This window comes from Geodermatophilus sp. SYSU D00815 (assembly GCF_054050035.1).
Map to the genome: position 1 here is coordinate 24,567 of NZ_JBJGYO010000028.1, position 14,007 is coordinate 38,573.

The following is a 14,007-nucleotide window of genomic DNA, read 5'->3' on the forward strand; positions in this document are numbered from 1 at the left end:
AGCCTCATCGGCCGCCTGCGACCACGGGTTTCGCGCTGCGGAGCGGACTCACCCCATCGAGGGGTGCGACGATCCGCAGGGCAGCGGAGCCGGAACGGGACGGAGCGGCATGCGGATCGGAGTTCCCCGGGAGTCGCGCCCGCGCGAGACGCGCGTGGCGGCGACCCCCACGACGGTGGCGGCGCTGCGGCGCCTCGGCTACGAGGTCGCGGTCGCGGCCGGCGCGGGGAGCGCCAGCAGCTTCCCCGACGAGGAGTACGCCGCGGCGGGCGCCACCCTGGTCGACGACGCCGAGGCCTGGGCCGCCGACGTCGTCCTGCACGTCAACCCACCCACCCCCGAGGAGCTCGACCGGCTCTCCCCCGGCGCGACGCTGGTCAGCCAGCTGGCGCCGGCCCTCGACCCGGCGCTGGTCGAGGAGCTCGCCCGCCGCCCGGTCACCGCGCTGGCGGTCGACGCCGTCCCGCGCATCTCGCGGGCGCAGGCGCTCGACGTGCTGTCCTCGATGGCCAACATCGCCGGCTACCGCGCGGTGGTGGAGGCGGCGCACACCTTCGGCCGGTTCTTCACCGGGCAGGTCACCGCGGCCGGCAAGGTGCCGCCGGCCAAGGTCCTGGTCGTCGGCGCCGGCGTGGCCGGGCTGGCGGCGATCGGCGCGGCCAGCAGCCTGGGCGCGGTCGTCCGGGCCACCGACGTCCGGCCGGAGGTGGCCGAGCAGGTGCGGTCGCTCGGCGGCGAGTACGTCGGCGTCCCCGCCGACGCCCAGCAGGGCGGCGGGACCGGGTACGCGAGCGTCACCAGCGCGGACTACGACCGGCGCGCCGCGGTGATGTACGCCGAGCAGACCGCGGACGTCGACATCGTCATCACCACCGCGCTGATCCCCGGGCGCCCGGCGCCGCGGCTGATCACCGAGGAGATGGTCGCCTCGATGCGGCCGGGGTCGGTGGTCGTCGACATGGCGGCGGCCCAGGGCGGCAACGTGGCCGGCTCGGTGCCCGACGAGGTGGTGGTCACGCCGAACGGCGTCTCGATCATCGGCTACACCGACCTGCCCGCCCGGCTGCCGGCGCAGGCCTCCCAGCTGTTCGGCACCAACCTGGTCAACCTGCTCAAGCTGCTCACCCCGGAGGGCGACGGGCGGCTGGTGCTCGACCTCGACGACGTCGTCGTGCGCTCGATGACCGTCGTCCGCGACGGCGAGGTGCTCTGGCCCCCGCCGCCGGTGCCGGTGTCGGCGGCGCCGCCACCGGCCGCCCCGGCGGTGGCGCGGCCCGCGCTGCCGGAGAAGCGGCCGGCCCCGCCGGGCCGGCGGTTCGCGCTGGTGGGGCTCGCCGCGGCGGGGCTGTTCCTGGTCGCCGGGTTCTCCCCGGACGCGCTGATCGGCCACCTCACGGTCTTCGCGCTCGCCGTCGTCGTGGGGTTCTACGTCATCGGGTCGGTGCACCACGCGCTGCACACGCCGCTGATGAGCGTCACCAACGCGATCTCCGGGATCATCGTCGTCGGCGCGCTGCTGCAGCTGGGCCACGGCGACCCGGTGGTCGGGGTGCTCGCCTTCGTGGCGATCCTCGTGGCCAGCATCAACGTCTTCGGCGGCTTCGCCGTGACCCGCCGCATGCTCGGCATGTTCACGAGGAGCTGACCGTGACCCTCGAGACCGCCGCCGCCGGCGCCTACATCGTCGCGGCGCTGCTGTTCGTCCTCGCCCTGGCCGGGCTGAGCCGGCACGAGACCGCCAAGGCCGGCAACGGCTTCGGCATCGCCGGCATGGCCGTGGCGCTGGTCGCCACCGTCGCGCTGGCCGCCCGCGACGTCGAGGCCGCCACCGTCGGGCTGATCGTGCTGGCCATGGCCGCCGGCGCCGCGATCGGCCTGTGGCGGGCCCGCCGGGTGGCCATGACCGGCATGCCCGAGCTGATCGCGCTGCTGCACAGCTTCGTCGGCCTGGCCGCCGTGCTCGTCGGCTGGAACGGGTTCCTGTCGGTCGAGGGCGGCACCGAGTCCGTCGCCGACGACCTGGTGGGCATCCACTCGGCCGAGGTGGCGATCGGCGTCTTCATCGGCGCGGTCACGCTGACCGGCTCGATCGTGGCGTTCCTCAAGCTGTCGGCCCGGATCAGGAGCAACCCGCTCATGCTCCCGGGGCGCAACGCGCTCAACCTCGGCGCGCTGGTCGCCTTCGCCGTCCTGACCGTGGTCTTCGTGCTCGCGCCGGGCGTCGCGGTGCTGGCCGCGATCACCGCGCTCGCGCTGGCGCTGGGCTGGCACCTGGTCGCCTCGATCGGCGGCGGCGACATGCCGGTCGTCGTCTCGATGCTCAACAGCTACTCGGGGTGGGCCGCGGCGGCGTCGGGCTTCCTGCTCGGCAACGACCTGCTCATCATCACCGGCGCCCTCGTCGGCTCCTCCGGTGCGTACCTGAGCTACATCATGTGCAGGGCGATGAACCGCTCGTTCGTCTCGGTCATCGCCGGCGGCTTCGGCAACGAGGGGAGCACCGCCGCCGGCACCGCCGAGGGGACGCACACCGAGATCAGCGCCGAGGAGACCGCCGAGCTGCTGCGCACCGCCAAGTCGGTGGTGATCACCCCCGGCTACGGCATGGCGGTGGCGCACGCCCAGTACCCGGTGGCCGAGCTGACCCGCCGGCTCGACGAGCTCGGCGTGCAGGTGCGCTTCGGCATCCACCCGGTCGCCGGCCGGCTGCCCGGGCACATGAACGTGCTGCTGGCCGAGGCCAAGGTCCCCTACGACGTGGTGCTGGAGATGGACGAGATCAACGACGACCTCGCCGGCACCTCCGTCGTCCTCGTCATCGGCGCCAACGACACGGTCAACCCGGCCGCCATGGAGGACCCGGGCAGCCCCATCGCCGGCATGCCGGTCCTGCGGGTGTGGGAGGCCGACGACGTGGTCGTCTTCAAGCGGTCGATGAGCACCGGCTACGCGGGCGTGCAGAACCCGCTGTTCTTCCGCGAGAACACCCGGATGCTCTTCGGCGACGCCCGGGAGCGGGTCGAGGACATCCTCAAGGCGCTGTAGCGCCCACTCGTGGAGTCGATCATCGGCTCGTCGCCGATCCCGGCGGCGTGCCCGCGCGTGTCAGCGGCGACAACCGGTGATCATCCCGGCTCGCGGGCGAGGACGACGCAGCAGCGGCCGGGGCCCGGGTCCAGGCGGGCCGCGACCCCGGCCTCGCCGCGCTCGTCGAGCAGCGCCGCGAGCAGGTCGAGGTTGAGCCCGCAGACCAGCTGCGGGTGGGCGGCGGCGAGGGTGTGGAACGGGCAGTTGGCCAGCACCACGCCGTCGCCGTCGGGTCGCGGCTCGTACCCGAGGCCGGTGAGGACGTCGGCCAGCGGGGCGGCCGGCTCCGCGAGCCGCCGGCCCTCGGCCGCCGCGGCCGCCGCGACCGCCGGACCGACCGGCCCGTCGCCGGCCGCCGCCACCGCCCCGGCCAGGATCCGCCCCGCCAGGTCGTAGTGCCGCTCGGGCAGCGTGACGGCGAACTCGCGGGCGGCCCGGCGGTAGAGCTTGGCCGGCCGCCCGGCCCCCGGGCCGCGCCGGCCCGACAGCCGGCGGTACTCGGTCTCCAGCAGGCCGTCGGCCACCAGCCGGTCGAGGTGGAACCGGACGGTGTGCCGCGGCAGGCCGACGCCGGCCGCGGCCTGGTCGCGGCCGACCGGACCGTCGGCCGCGACGACGAAGCGGTACAGGGCGCGCCGGGCCGGGTCGGCCAGCGCCCCGACGGCGGCGAGCTCGTCCTCGCGCACGGCGCCCTCCACTTCTATCGGACACATCTCTTGCCGTAAGAGCGTAGCGGTCCTACCGTGCCCTGCATCACCCCTCGCACGCGGAGGCCGCGATGACGCTGTCCCTGCACTCCCGGAGCCCCGCGCCGGACGCCGACGCCGCGGAGGCCGCCGCCGCCACGTTCCTCGCCGCCCTGGGCGTGGACACCACGGCGCCCGGCCTCGCGGACACGCCCCGCCGGATGGCCGCGGCCTACGCCGAGATGCTCACCCCCCGGGCGTTCCGGCTGACCACCTTCCCCAACGAGGAGCGCTACGACGAGCTCGTGCTCGCCCGCGGCATCCCCGTCCGGTCGGTCTGCGAGCACCACATGCTGCCGTTCACCGGCGTGGCGCACGTGGGCTACCTGCCCGGGGAGCGGATCGTCGGGCTGTCGAAGCTGGCGCGGGTGGTCGAGCTGTTCGCCCGCCGGCCGCAGGTGCAGGAGCGCCTCACCGTCCAGGTGGCCGGCTGGCTCGCCGACCGGCTGCACCCGCGCGGGGTCGGGGTCGTGATCGAGGCCGAGCACCTGTGCATGACGCTGCGCGGGGTGCAGGCGCCGGGCACCAGGACGACGACGTCCGCGCTGCTCGGGCTCCTGCGGGAGGATGCCCGGTCACGGGCGGAGTTCCTGGCGCTGACCGACGGAGGCCGGAGATGAACGTCGTGGTCGTGGGAGGCGGGCTCGCGGGAGCGCGGGCGGTGTCGGCGTTGCGGGAGGAGGGCCACGACGGGCCGCTCACCCTGGTCGCGGCCGAACCGCACCTGCCCTACGAGCGCCCGCCGCTGTCGAAGGGTTACCTCACCGGCTCGGCGGAGCTGGACTCGGTCTTCGTGCACCCGGAGAGCTGGTACGCCGACAACGACGTGCAGCTGCAGCTGGGCACCCGGGTCACCGCGCTGGACCGCGACGCGCACCGGGTGGCCCTGGACGACGGCGAGCAGCTCCCCTACGACCGGCTGCTGCTCGCCACCGGCGCGGTCCCCCGCCCGCTGAGCGTGCCCGGCGCCGACGAGCTGGCCCCGCGCTACCTGCGCACCATCGACGACAGCCGGGCGCTCAAGGCCGCCTTCACCGCCGGGGCGCGGGTGGTGGTGGTCGGCGCCGGCTGGATCGGCCTCGAGGCGGCGGCCGCCGCGCGCGCGGCCGGCGCCGACGTCGTGGTGCTCGAGTACGCCGCCCGCTGCTGCGCGTGCTCGGCCCGGAGATGGCGCAGGTCTTCGCCGACCTGCACCGCGACCACGGCGTCGACCTGCGCTGCGGGGTCCGGATCGCCTCCGCCCGCGCCGGCGCGCTCGTGCTCGACGACGGCACCGAGGTGGCCGGCGACGTCGTCCTGGCCGGGGTGGGGGTGCGGCCCGACGTCGCGCTCGCCGAGGCCGCCGGTCTGGAGGTGGACGACGGCGTGGTCGTCGACGCGTCGCTGCGCACCAGCGACCCGGCGGTGTTCGCCGCCGGCGACGTGGCCCGCGCCTTCCACCCCCGCTACGGCCGGCACCTGCGGGTGGAGCACTGGGCGAACGCGCTCAACCAGCCGCTCACGGCGGCGCGCTCGATCCTCGGCAAGCCCACCGTCTACGAGCGCCTGCCGTACTTCTTCAGCGACCAGTACGACCTCGGCATGGAGTACACCGGCCTGGCCGAGCCGGGCGGGTACGACCGCGTCGTCGTCCGCGGCGACCTCGCGGCGCGGGAGTTCGTCGCCTTCTGGCTCTCCGGCGACCGGGTGGTCGCCGGGATGAACGTCAACGTGTGGGACGTCGTCGGGCCGATCCAGGAACTCATCCGCGAGGGGGCGCCGGTCGATCCCGGCACGCTCGCCGACCCCGGCGTCCCGATCCCGGACCTGCGCCCGTGAGCCGTGCGTCCGTCGGCGTCGAGGTCGTCCCCGCCACCGCCGACCGGTGGGACGACGTCGCCGCCGTCTTCGAGGGTCCGGGCGACCCGGGGCGCTGCTGGTGCCAGTGGTTCTACCGCGGCGCGTCGGCCGACCGGGAGCGGGCGGCCGCCAACCGCGAGGCCCTCGCCGGGCAGGTGCGCGAGGGCCCGCCGCCCGGGGTGCTCGGGTACGTCGACGGCGTGCCGAGCGGCTGGGCGGCGGTCGGGCCGCGGCCGTCCTACACCCGGCTCACCAACGGGCGGCTGCTGCGCGGCACGGCCGGCCTCGACGACCCCGGGGTGTGGGCGGTGACCTGCTTCGTCGTCCGCCGGCCCGCCCGGCGGCGCGGCCTGGCCGGGCGGCTGCTGGCCGGCGCGGTCGACCTCGCCCGCGCCGGCGGGGCGGGCGAGGTCGAGGGCTACCCGGTGGACCTCGCCGAGCGGCCGGGGGCGAGTGCGGCCGAGCTGTACCACGGGCCGCTGCGGGTGTTCGAGCGCGCCGGCTTCACCGAGGTGGCCCGGCCGCAGCCGGCGCGCCCCGTCGTCCGGCTGCGGCTGGCGTGACTCACCCGCCGAGCATGCGCGCGGAGAGCTCCCACAGCCGGGCGGCCGACTCGCGGTCCAGCGCGTAGGGGGCGACGCCGGTGCGGGTCCCCTCCTGGTGCGGCAGGGCCTCGGCGCAGTCCTCGAAGTAGCGCCCGCCGACGCCGTCGACCAGCGGTGAGGCGGCGAGCAGCACCGAGGTGGCGGCCCCCTGCTCCGGCGTCTTCCAGGCCGGGGCCGCGCCGCCCGCCGAGGCGCGCAGCCGGGTGATCTCCTCCTCGGTGACGTGGCGCTGGAGGTTGGTGCGGATGCCGCCGGGGTGCAGCGCGTTGACGGCGATGCCGTGGTCGGCCCACCGGCGCTGGGCCTCGACGGCGAACAGCACGTTCGCCGTCTTCGACTGGCCGTAGGCCAGCCACGGGTCGTACGGCCGGGCACGGAAGTGCACGTCGTCCCAGACGACGTCGGAGCGCAGGTGCGCGCTCGAGCTGACCGAGACGACGCGGGCGCCGTCGGCGCCGGCCATCGCGGGGTGCAGGCCGGTGGCGAGGGCGAAGTGGCCGAGGTGGTTGGTGGCGAACTGCAGCTCCCAGCCCTGCCGCGTGCGGCGGGGCGGCGCGGCCATGACGCCGGCGTTGTTCACCAGCACGTGCAGCGGCCCGCTCCAGCTGTCGAGGAACGTGCGGATCGAGCGCGGTTCGGCCAGGTCGAGCGGCAGCACGCGCAGCCACGGGTTGCCGGTGGAGTCGGTGATGTCGCGGGCGGCCCGCTCGCCGGCCGCGCGGTCGCGGACGGCGAGGGTGACCTCGGCGCCGGCGCCGGCGAGGGCGCGGGCGGTCTCGGTGCCGATGCCCGAGGCGCCGCCGGTGACGATCGCGCGGCGGCCGCGCAGGTCGACGCCGGCGAGGACCTCGGCGGCGGTGGTGGTGGCGTCGAAGGGCGTGGTGACGCGGGTGGGTGCGGTCATGCCGGGGATCCCCTCTCGGGGTGGGGTGGGGAGCGGGCCGAGCCCGTAGGATGAACGACCGGAGGCGCCTCCGGTACGTCCGTGACACTATCCGGAGGGCGCTCCGTTTCGCAACCCGCGAGAGAGGACGACGTGGTGACCGCACCCGGCGGCCGGGCCCTGCGCGCCGACGCGCAGCGCAACCGGGACCGTCTGCTCGAGGTGGCCGCGCACGCCTTCGCGGCCGGCGAGGACGTGACGCTCGAGGCGATCGCGCGCCGGGCCGGGGTCGGCATCGGCACCCTGTACCGGCACTTCCCCACCCGGGAGGCGCTCGTCGAGGCCGCCTACCGCAACGAGCTGGCCCGCCTCTGCGACGCCGCGGCCGAGCTGCTCACGACGCGGCCGCCGGAGGCCGCGCTGCGCGCGTGGATGGACCGGTTCGTCGACTACACGACCACCAAGCGCGGGATGGCCGACGCGCTCAAGGCGGTGATCGCCTCCGGCGGCAACCCGTTCGCGCACAGCCGCGACCGGATGACCGAGGCGCTGGCCCTCCTCCTGCGGGCCGGGGCGGAGGCGGGCACGCTGCGCGCCGACGCCGACCCGGGCGACGTCCTCACCGGGCTGTCCGGCATCGCGCTGGCCGCCGGCGACGCCGACCGCCGCGCGCAGGCGGGGCGGTTGCTCGACCTGATGGTCGACGGGCTGCGTTACGGCACCGGCCGGTCCTGACCTCCCGGGCGGGGGGTGTCTTTCTGCGCCCCCGGCTCCTACCGTGGGTCCGTGCGCGCCGAGGGACTGCTGACCGACCCCGCGGGGGCGGCGCAGGCCGACCACGTCTGCTGGGTCTACGCCGACGCCGACGACTTCGCCGCGGTGGCGCGCGCCTACCTCGAGGAGGGGCTCGCGCGCGGCGACCGGCTGCTGTGGATCGGCGACCCCGACCACGCGCGGACGATCCGCACCGCGTCGGGCCCCCTGGCCGACGTCGACGGCCTGATGGCGCGCGGCGAGCTCACGGTCCTCGACGTCCGCGCGGGGTACGAGAGCTCCGGCGCGTTCACCCCCGAGGAGCAGTTCGCCTTCTACGACGCCGCCACCCGGCAGGCCCGCGCCGACGGGCACCACGGCCTGCGGGTCGTCGCCGACGTCAGCGACCTGGCCGCCGACCCGGAGCGCCGGCCCGACCTCGTGCGCTGGGAGCACCTGGCCGACGAGTACATGGCCTCCGGCTCCGGGATGGTCGCGCTCTGCGCGTACCGGGCCGACCTCGGCCCCGAGGCGCTGGCCGCCGTGGCCTCGGTGCACCCGCTGGTGCGCCCGCTCGACGACGGCCCGCCGTTCCGGGTCTGGTTCGACGGCGACGTCCTCGCGCTCGGCGGCTGCCTGGACACCTTCGGCGCGGAGCGCCTCGACCGCGTGCTCGCCGGCACGCACGTCGACCGGCCGGTGGTCTGCCTGGACCTCTCTCGGACGGAGTTCGTCGACGTGGGCGGGTGCCGCGTGCTGGCCCGCTGGGCGCGGCGGCTGGAGGAGCGCGGCGCGCGGCTGGAGCTCGTCGGCGCCTCGCGGGTGCTCCGGCGCATGTGGGACGTCCTCGGCTTCTCCGACGTCGTGTCGGTGACCTTCCGGGAGCGGCCTGCGTGACGGCTGCGCCCGGGCGCCCGCCCGGCTTCGCCCACGAGGGGTTCTTCTACCGCGACCCCGGCGAGCTCGCGGCCGGCGTCGGCGACTTCGTGCGCGCCGGCCTGGCCGCCGGTGCGACGAGGCGGGCGACCGGGCCGCGTTCGCCGCGCCGCTGCCCCCGCCGGTCGGGCCGGTGCTGCGCGGCGACTACCGGGCCGGCGACGGCCTCGCCGTGCGCCGGACGGTCCGCACGTGGGCGCGCTCGTGCGGCCTGCCGCCGGACCGGGTCGAGGACCTCGAGCTGGTGGCCGCGGAGCTGACGAGCAACGGGATCCGGCACGGCGGCGGTGGCGGCGCGGTCGCGATGTGGGTGGCCGACGGCGCCGCCGTCCTGCAGTTCACCGACGCCGGCGTGCTGACCGAGCCCCTCACCGGGCGGCTGCGCCCCGACCCGGCCGCCGACGGCGGCCGCGGCCTGTACCTGGTCAACCACCTGTGCGACCTGGTGCAGCTGCGCTCGGCGGACGCCGGGACGACGGTCCGCGTGCTCACCTGGCTCTGAGCACGCTCCTGCCGCGGCGTCAGGCCTCCCGCTCGAGCACGAAGAAGAACGGCTCGTCGAGCCCGCGGGCGTCCATGAGGCCGAGCAGGGCGTCGGGGCCGGTCCAGCGGAACACGTCGATCACCGGCAGCCGGTCGTAGACCAGCGCCGCGGTGGCGACGCCGCGGTGCTCGACCGTGCGCAGCCGGGCGGCCGGCCGCCGGGTGCGGCGCAGCGGGCGGACGGCGGCGAACCCCAGGCGGGCGACCGGCGTGCGGGCGAGCTGCGGCAGCCGGAACAGCAGGCCGAGCGGGGCGTACGCCGGGTCCACCGGCTGCGGGACCCCGGCCCGGTCGCGGAACAGCAGCGGGTGGACGCTCTCGGCGCCGGCGAACTCCTTGCCGTACCAGCCGTAGGCCTCCAGCAGCCCGTCGAGGCGGTGCCCGGTGGGCAGCCCGCTCCCCCGCCACCGGCCGGTGAGCTCGGCCGGCGCCACCGCCGGTGACCGGTCGAACCAGGCGAGCGCGGCGTCGGCGTCCATGCACCCGCACGTTAACCGCCGCCGGCCGCCGGAGAGGATCGGCACCGCACCCCGCACCCGAGGAGGACCCAGCATGACCCAGCAGCCGGCCGGCGACGAGGCCCCCGCGTGGTTCGCCCGCGCGCTCGCCGCCGCGCCCGAGCACCGCGACGTCGAGGTGGACGGCACGCGGGTGCACTACCGCGTCTGGGGGCGGCCGGGCGCGCCCGGGCTGGTGCTGGTGCACGGCGGCGCCGCGCACTCCGGCTGGTGGGACCACGTCGCCCCGCAGCTGTCGTCGCACCGCGTGGTGGCGCTCGACCTGTCGGGCCACGGCGACAGCGGGCACCGCGAGATCTACGACATGCGGCAGTGGGCGCGCGAGATCGTCACCGTCTGCGAGGCCGAGGCGCTGCACCGGCCCGTCGTGGTGGGGCACAGCATGGGCGGCTGGGTGGCGGTCACGACCGGCGTCGAGCACCCCGAGGCGGTGGCCGCGGTGGCCTACATCGACTCGCCGCTCAACGACCAGCCGCCGGAGGAGGCGCGGCTGGCCGAGATGCGCCGTCCGCGCCGGGTGCACCCCGACCCGGCCGAGGCGGTGGCCCGGTTCCGCACCCTGCCGCCGCAGGAGGTGCTGCTGCCCTACGTGCGGGAGCACATCGCCCGGGGCTCGCTGCGCGCGGTCGAGGGCGGCTGGACGTGGAAGTTCGACCCGACGTTCTTCGGCCGCCGGCTGCTGCTGCGCGACCTGCTGCCGCAGCTGGGCTGCCCCGTGGCGCTGTTCCGCTGCGAGCACGGGCTGGTCAGCTCGGAGATGGCGGCCGAGATGGGCCGGCTGGTGCCCGGCTCGCTGCCGGTGGTCGACCTGCCCGACGCCGGGCACCACCCGATGCTCGACCAGCCGCTGGCGCTGGTCACCGGCCTGCGCACGCTGCTCGCGCTGTGGCCGGCGGCGGCCGGGTGACCGCCGCCGGCGGGGCGCCTCAGAAGGGGTAGGCGGGCAGGTCGCCGCGCAGGGTGACCCACTGCGTCTCGGTGAACGCCTCGATGTTGGCCTGCGGGCCGCCGTGCCGGGAGCCGGTGCCCGACGCGCCGACGCCGCCGAACGGGGCCACGGCCTCGTCGTTGACGGTCTGGTCGTTGATGTGCACCAGGCCCGAGGGGATCTGCTCGGCGAGCTCGAGGCCCCGGTGCACGTCGCGGGTGAGGATGCCCAGCGACAGGCCGTACTCGGTGCCCCTGGCCAGCTCGACGACCTCCTCCAGCGAGGAGAACGGGGTCACCGGGGCGACCGGGCCGAAGATCTCCTCCCGGTAGGCCGGGGTCTGCACCGGGACGTCGCCGAGCACGGTGGGCCGGTAGAACAGCCCCTCGTAGGTGCCGCCGGTGCGCACCGTGGCGCCGCCGTCGACCGACGCGGTGACCAGGCCGTGCACCCGGTCGCGCTGGCCGGCGTCGATCAGCGGGCCCATCGCCACCTGCTCGCGGAACGGGTCGCCGACCGGCAGCTTCTCGACCTTCTCGGTGAGGACCTGCGTGTACTCCTCGGCGATGTCGGCGTGCACCAGGTGCCGCGAGGTGGCCATGCAGATCTGGCCCTGGTGGGCGAAGGTGCCCCAGGCGCCCACCGAGGCGGCGGCGGTCACGTCGACGTCGGGCAGCACGATCAGCGCCGAGTTGCCGCCCAGCTCCAGGTGCGCCCGCTTGAGGTGCTGCCCGGCCAGGGCGCCCACGGCCCGCCCGGCCCGGGTCGAGCCGGTGAAGGCGATCACCCGCACCGCCGGCTCCACCACCAGCGCCTCGCCGACGTCGGCGCCGCCGGGCAGCACCTGCAGCACCCCGGCGGGCAGCCCGGCCTCCTCGAAGACCCGGGCGAACATCGCCCCGCCGGAGATGGCGGTGCGCGGGTCGGGCTTGAGGATCACCGCGTTGCCCAGCGCCAGCGCCGGGGCGACCGCCCGGATGGCCAGGATGGTCGGCACGTTGAACGGGGCGATCACGCCCACCACGCCGGCCGGCAGCCGGCGGGCGAACGACAGCCGTGGGGCGCCGGTGCGCAGCAGCTCGCCGTAGGGGTGCGACGGCAGCGCCGAGGCCTCGTAGCACTCGGCGGCGCTGGTGTGCACCTGGAAGTCGCCGAACGGCTGGATCGCGCCGGACTCGCGGGCCAGCCAGCCCTTGATCTCGTCGGCGTGCGCCTCGAGGACCTCGCCCGCCCTGCGCAGCACCCGGGCGCGCTCCTCGAAGGGCGCCGCCGCCCACGCGCGCTGCGCCGCGACCGCGCGCTCGGCCGCGGTGTGCACGTCCTCCGGCGTCGCCCTGCCGACCGGGGCGATCACGTCGCCGGTGGCCGGCTCCACCGCGTCGTAGGTGCCGCCGGACCCGTCGGTCCAGGACCCGGTCCAGACCTTGCCGTGCCAGGCGCCGTCGTCCAGCAGTGCCATGTCGTCTCCTTCGTTCAGGACCGCTTCGGTGCGGTCGAGTCTGCACCGGTGAGCACGCGGGAGATGCCCCGGGCCGCCGCCCGCACGCCGGGCGTGAACGCGCGGACGGCGGCCGGCGAGCTGCCGCGCACCACGATCGACAGGGCGGCCACCACCGCGCCGCGCTGCTCGACCGGCGCGGCCACCGACACGGCGTCGTCGGTGACCTGCCGGTCGCTCACCGCCACCCCGGTGCGCCGCACCTCCGCCAGCACCCGGCGCAGCCGGCCGGGGTCGGTGATCGTGTGCCCCGTGTACCGCTGCAGCGGGCCGGCCAGCACCCGCTCCTGCACCTCCACCGGGGCGTGCGCCAGCAGCACCAGCCCGACGCCGGTCGGCGGCAGGGCGAACCGGCCGCCGACCCGGGTGTGCACGGCGACGGCGTCGCGGCCGGCGAGGCGCTCGACGTAGACCACCTCGACGTCGTCACGGACGGCCAGCTGCACGTTCTCGTGGGTGACCTCGTAGAGGTCCTCCATGAACGGCAGCGCCGCCTCGCGCAGGCCCAGGCCGCGGGGAGCCAGCGCGCCGAGCTCCCAGACGCGCAGGCCCACCCGGTACCGGCCGTCGTCCCCGCGCTCCAGCGCCCCCCAGCCGCACAGCTCGGCCACCAGCCGGTGCGCCGTCGACAGCGGGACGTCCGCCAGCCGCGATAGCTCCGACAGCGACAGCGCCGGCCGCTCGCGCCCGAACGCGCCCAGGACGTCGAGCAGCTTCGTGGTGGCGGTGCGGCGTCCGCTCAGAGGTCCAGGACCAGCTTCGGGCACGCCGCGCGGGAGACGCATACGAACATGGTGTCGTTCGCCGCCTGCTCGTCGGGCGTCAGCAGGGAGTCGCGGTGGTCGACCTCCCCGTCGAGCACCGGCGTCTCGCAGGTGCCGCAGGTGCCCTCCTGGCAGGAGGAGAGGACGAACACCCCGGCGTCCTCCACCACCTCGAGCACCGACCGGTCGGGCGGCACGGTGAGCGTCTTCCCCGACCGCGCCAGCTCCACCTCGAACGCTCCGGTGAGCACCGGCTCGCCCACGTCCTTGGGCGCGAACCGCTCGACGTGCAGCGACCCGGCCGGCCACCCGGCGCAGCGCTGCTCGACGGCGGTCAGCAGCGGCTCGGGCCCGCAGCAGTAGACGAGCGTGCCGGGGCGCGGCTCGCCGAGGACGCGGTCGAGGTCGATCAGCCCCACCTCGTCCTGCGGGTGCAGCACGACCGTGTTGCCGGTCGCCTCCTCCAGCGCCTCCAGGAAGGCCATCGACCGGCGGCTGCGGCCGCCGTAGTGCAGCTCCCACCCCGCCCCGGCCCGCTCCGCGGCCGTGATCATCGGCAGGATCGGTGTGATCCCGATGCCGCCGGCCACGAACAGGTAGCGCTCGGCCGGCACGAGCTCGAAGTGGTTGCGCGGTCCGCGCACCTGCACCGGGTCACCCTCGAGCACCTCGTCGTGCACGTGCGCCGAGCCGCCGCGGCCGTCCTGCTCGCGCAGCACCGCGATCCGCCAGACCGAGCGGTCGGCGGGGTCGCCGCACAGCGAGTACTGCCGCACCAGGCCGCCCGGCAGCCGCAGGTCGACGTGCGCGCCCGGCGACCACTCGGGCAGGTCGGCGCCGGCCGGGTCGCGCAGGTCCAGGACGACGACCCCCTCGGCGCCGGTCGTCCGGCGGTCGACCCGCAGCC

Annotated in this window: 14 protein-coding genes and 2 pseudogenes; 10 read left to right on the top strand and 6 right to left on the bottom strand. The window is 76.3% G+C overall.

Features of this window, described 5'->3' with window-relative positions; all coding sequences use genetic code 11:
- Window positions 1–109: 109 nt before the first annotated feature.
- Window positions 110–1,645, top strand: coding sequence for a Re/Si-specific NAD(P)(+) transhydrogenase subunit alpha (locus tag ACI78S_RS21650; protein ID WP_456977040.1), 1,536 nt, complete (start codon window positions 110–112; stop codon window positions 1,643–1,645).
- A 2-nt stretch (window positions 1,646–1,647) separates the two neighbouring features.
- Window positions 1,648–3,045, top strand: a complete 1,398-nt coding sequence (gene pntB / locus ACI78S_RS21655) for a Re/Si-specific NAD(P)(+) transhydrogenase subunit beta (protein WP_456977041.1) — start codon at window positions 1,648–1,650, stop codon at window positions 3,043–3,045.
- Window positions 3,046–3,125: 80 nt separating this feature from the next.
- Here pntB and ACI78S_RS21660 read toward each other — a convergent pair whose 3' ends face one another.
- Window positions 3,126–3,773, bottom strand: a complete 648-nt coding sequence (locus tag ACI78S_RS21660; RefSeq protein ID WP_456977042.1) for a helix-turn-helix transcriptional regulator — start codon at window positions 3,771–3,773, stop codon at window positions 3,126–3,128.
- A 92-nt stretch (window positions 3,774–3,865) separates the two neighbouring features.
- Between ACI78S_RS21660 and folE the strand changes: the two genes are divergently transcribed.
- From folE to ACI78S_RS21680, 4 genes and pseudogenes are all read left to right on the top strand, one after another.
- A complete protein-coding gene (folE, locus tag ACI78S_RS21665; RefSeq protein WP_456977043.1) occupies window positions 3,866–4,453 on the top strand; it encodes a GTP cyclohydrolase I FolE in 588 nt (195 codons plus the stop codon).
- Window positions 4,450–4,968, top strand: a pseudogene (locus tag ACI78S_RS21670) (FAD-dependent oxidoreductase); the annotation flags it as partial. The gene folE and the pseudogene ACI78S_RS21670, both read left to right, overlap by 4 nt.
- Window positions 4,969–4,985: 17 nt before the next feature.
- A complete protein-coding gene (locus tag ACI78S_RS21675) occupies window positions 4,986–5,651 on the top strand; it encodes an NAD(P)/FAD-dependent oxidoreductase (RefSeq protein WP_456977044.1) in 666 nt (221 codons plus the stop codon).
- Window positions 5,648–6,235: a GNAT family N-acetyltransferase gene (locus tag ACI78S_RS21680; protein WP_456977045.1), complete on the top strand. Its 588-nt coding sequence runs from the start codon at window positions 5,648–5,650 to the stop codon at window positions 6,233–6,235. Before ACI78S_RS21675 ends, ACI78S_RS21680 begins: the two co-directional genes overlap by 4 nt.
- Window position 6,236: 1 nt before the next feature.
- Here ACI78S_RS21680 and ACI78S_RS21685 read toward each other — a convergent pair whose 3' ends face one another.
- Window positions 6,237–7,181, bottom strand: a complete 945-nt coding sequence (locus ACI78S_RS21685) for an SDR family NAD(P)-dependent oxidoreductase (RefSeq protein ID WP_456977046.1) — start codon at window positions 7,179–7,181, stop codon at window positions 6,237–6,239.
- Between the two features lie 135 nt (window positions 7,182–7,316).
- On the opposite strand from ACI78S_RS21685, the gene ACI78S_RS21690 reads away from it, so the two are divergent.
- From ACI78S_RS21690 to ACI78S_RS21700, 3 genes are all read left to right on the top strand, one after another.
- Complete coding sequence (locus tag ACI78S_RS21690; RefSeq protein WP_456977047.1) at window positions 7,317–7,895, top strand: TetR/AcrR family transcriptional regulator; 579 nt, start codon at window positions 7,317–7,319, stop codon at window positions 7,893–7,895.
- Between the two features lie 51 nt (window positions 7,896–7,946).
- Window positions 7,947–8,810 (top strand): MEDS domain-containing protein, encoded by an 864-nt coding sequence (locus ACI78S_RS21695; RefSeq protein WP_456977048.1) that lies wholly within the window; start codon window positions 7,947–7,949, stop codon window positions 8,808–8,810.
- 172 nt (window positions 8,811–8,982) lie between these two features.
- Entirely contained in the window at window positions 8,983–9,351 is a 369-nt protein-coding gene (locus ACI78S_RS21700) for an ATP-binding protein (protein WP_456977049.1), read from the top strand.
- A gap of 19 nt (window positions 9,352–9,370) precedes the next feature.
- Here ACI78S_RS21700 and ACI78S_RS21705 read toward each other — a convergent pair whose 3' ends face one another.
- The gene (locus ACI78S_RS21705; protein ID WP_456977050.1) at window positions 9,371–9,871 is read right to left on the bottom strand and encodes a DUF4334 domain-containing protein; all 501 of its coding nucleotides are present in this window, start codon (window positions 9,869–9,871) and stop codon (window positions 9,371–9,373) included.
- A 73-nt stretch (window positions 9,872–9,944) separates the two neighbouring features.
- On the opposite strand from ACI78S_RS21705, the gene ACI78S_RS21710 reads away from it, so the two are divergent.
- Complete coding sequence (locus tag ACI78S_RS21710) at window positions 9,945–10,817, top strand: alpha/beta fold hydrolase (RefSeq protein WP_456977051.1); 873 nt, start codon at window positions 9,945–9,947, stop codon at window positions 10,815–10,817.
- 19 nt (window positions 10,818–10,836) lie between these two features.
- Here the strand turns inward: ACI78S_RS21710 and ACI78S_RS21715 are convergent, their stop codons facing one another.
- From ACI78S_RS21715 to ACI78S_RS21725, 3 genes and pseudogenes are all read right to left on the bottom strand, one after another.
- Complete coding sequence (locus ACI78S_RS21715; protein ID WP_456977052.1) at window positions 10,837–12,297, bottom strand: benzaldehyde dehydrogenase; 1,461 nt, start codon at window positions 12,295–12,297, stop codon at window positions 10,837–10,839.
- 14 nt (window positions 12,298–12,311) lie between these two features.
- Window positions 12,312–13,121 (bottom strand): IclR family transcriptional regulator, encoded by an 810-nt coding sequence (locus ACI78S_RS21720; RefSeq protein WP_456977053.1) that lies wholly within the window; start codon window positions 13,119–13,121, stop codon window positions 12,312–12,314.
- Window positions 13,076–13,978, bottom strand: a pseudogene (locus ACI78S_RS21725) (PDR/VanB family oxidoreductase); the annotation flags it as partial. The gene ACI78S_RS21720 and the pseudogene ACI78S_RS21725, both read right to left, overlap by 46 nt.
- Window positions 13,979–14,007 lie beyond the last annotated feature (29 nt).

What these genes read in the sequence shown, in the direction of transcription:
- ACI78S_RS21685 (WP_456977046.1), bottom strand. Translation starts at nt 7,181, where the DNA reads ATGACCGCACCCACCCGCGTCACCACGCCCTTCGACGCCACCACCACC.
- ACI78S_RS21720 (WP_456977053.1), bottom strand. Translation starts at nt 13,121, where the DNA reads ATGCGTCTCCCGCGCGGCGTGCCCGAAGCTGGTCCTGGACCTCTGAGC.
- ACI78S_RS21650 (WP_456977040.1), top strand. Translation starts at nt 110, where the DNA reads ATGCGGATCGGAGTTCCCCGGGAGTCGCGCCCGCGCGAGACGCGCGTG.
- ACI78S_RS21715 (WP_456977052.1), bottom strand. Translation starts at nt 12,297, where the DNA reads ATGGCACTGCTGGACGACGGCGCCTGGCACGGCAAGGTCTGGACCGGG.
- ACI78S_RS21710 (WP_456977051.1), top strand. Translation starts at nt 9,945, where the DNA reads ATGACCCAGCAGCCGGCCGGCGACGAGGCCCCCGCGTGGTTCGCCCGC.
- folE (WP_456977043.1), top strand. Translation starts at nt 3,866, where the DNA reads ATGACGCTGTCCCTGCACTCCCGGAGCCCCGCGCCGGACGCCGACGCC.
- ACI78S_RS21705 (WP_456977050.1), bottom strand. Translation starts at nt 9,871, where the DNA reads ATGGACGCCGACGCCGCGCTCGCCTGGTTCGACCGGTCACCGGCGGTG.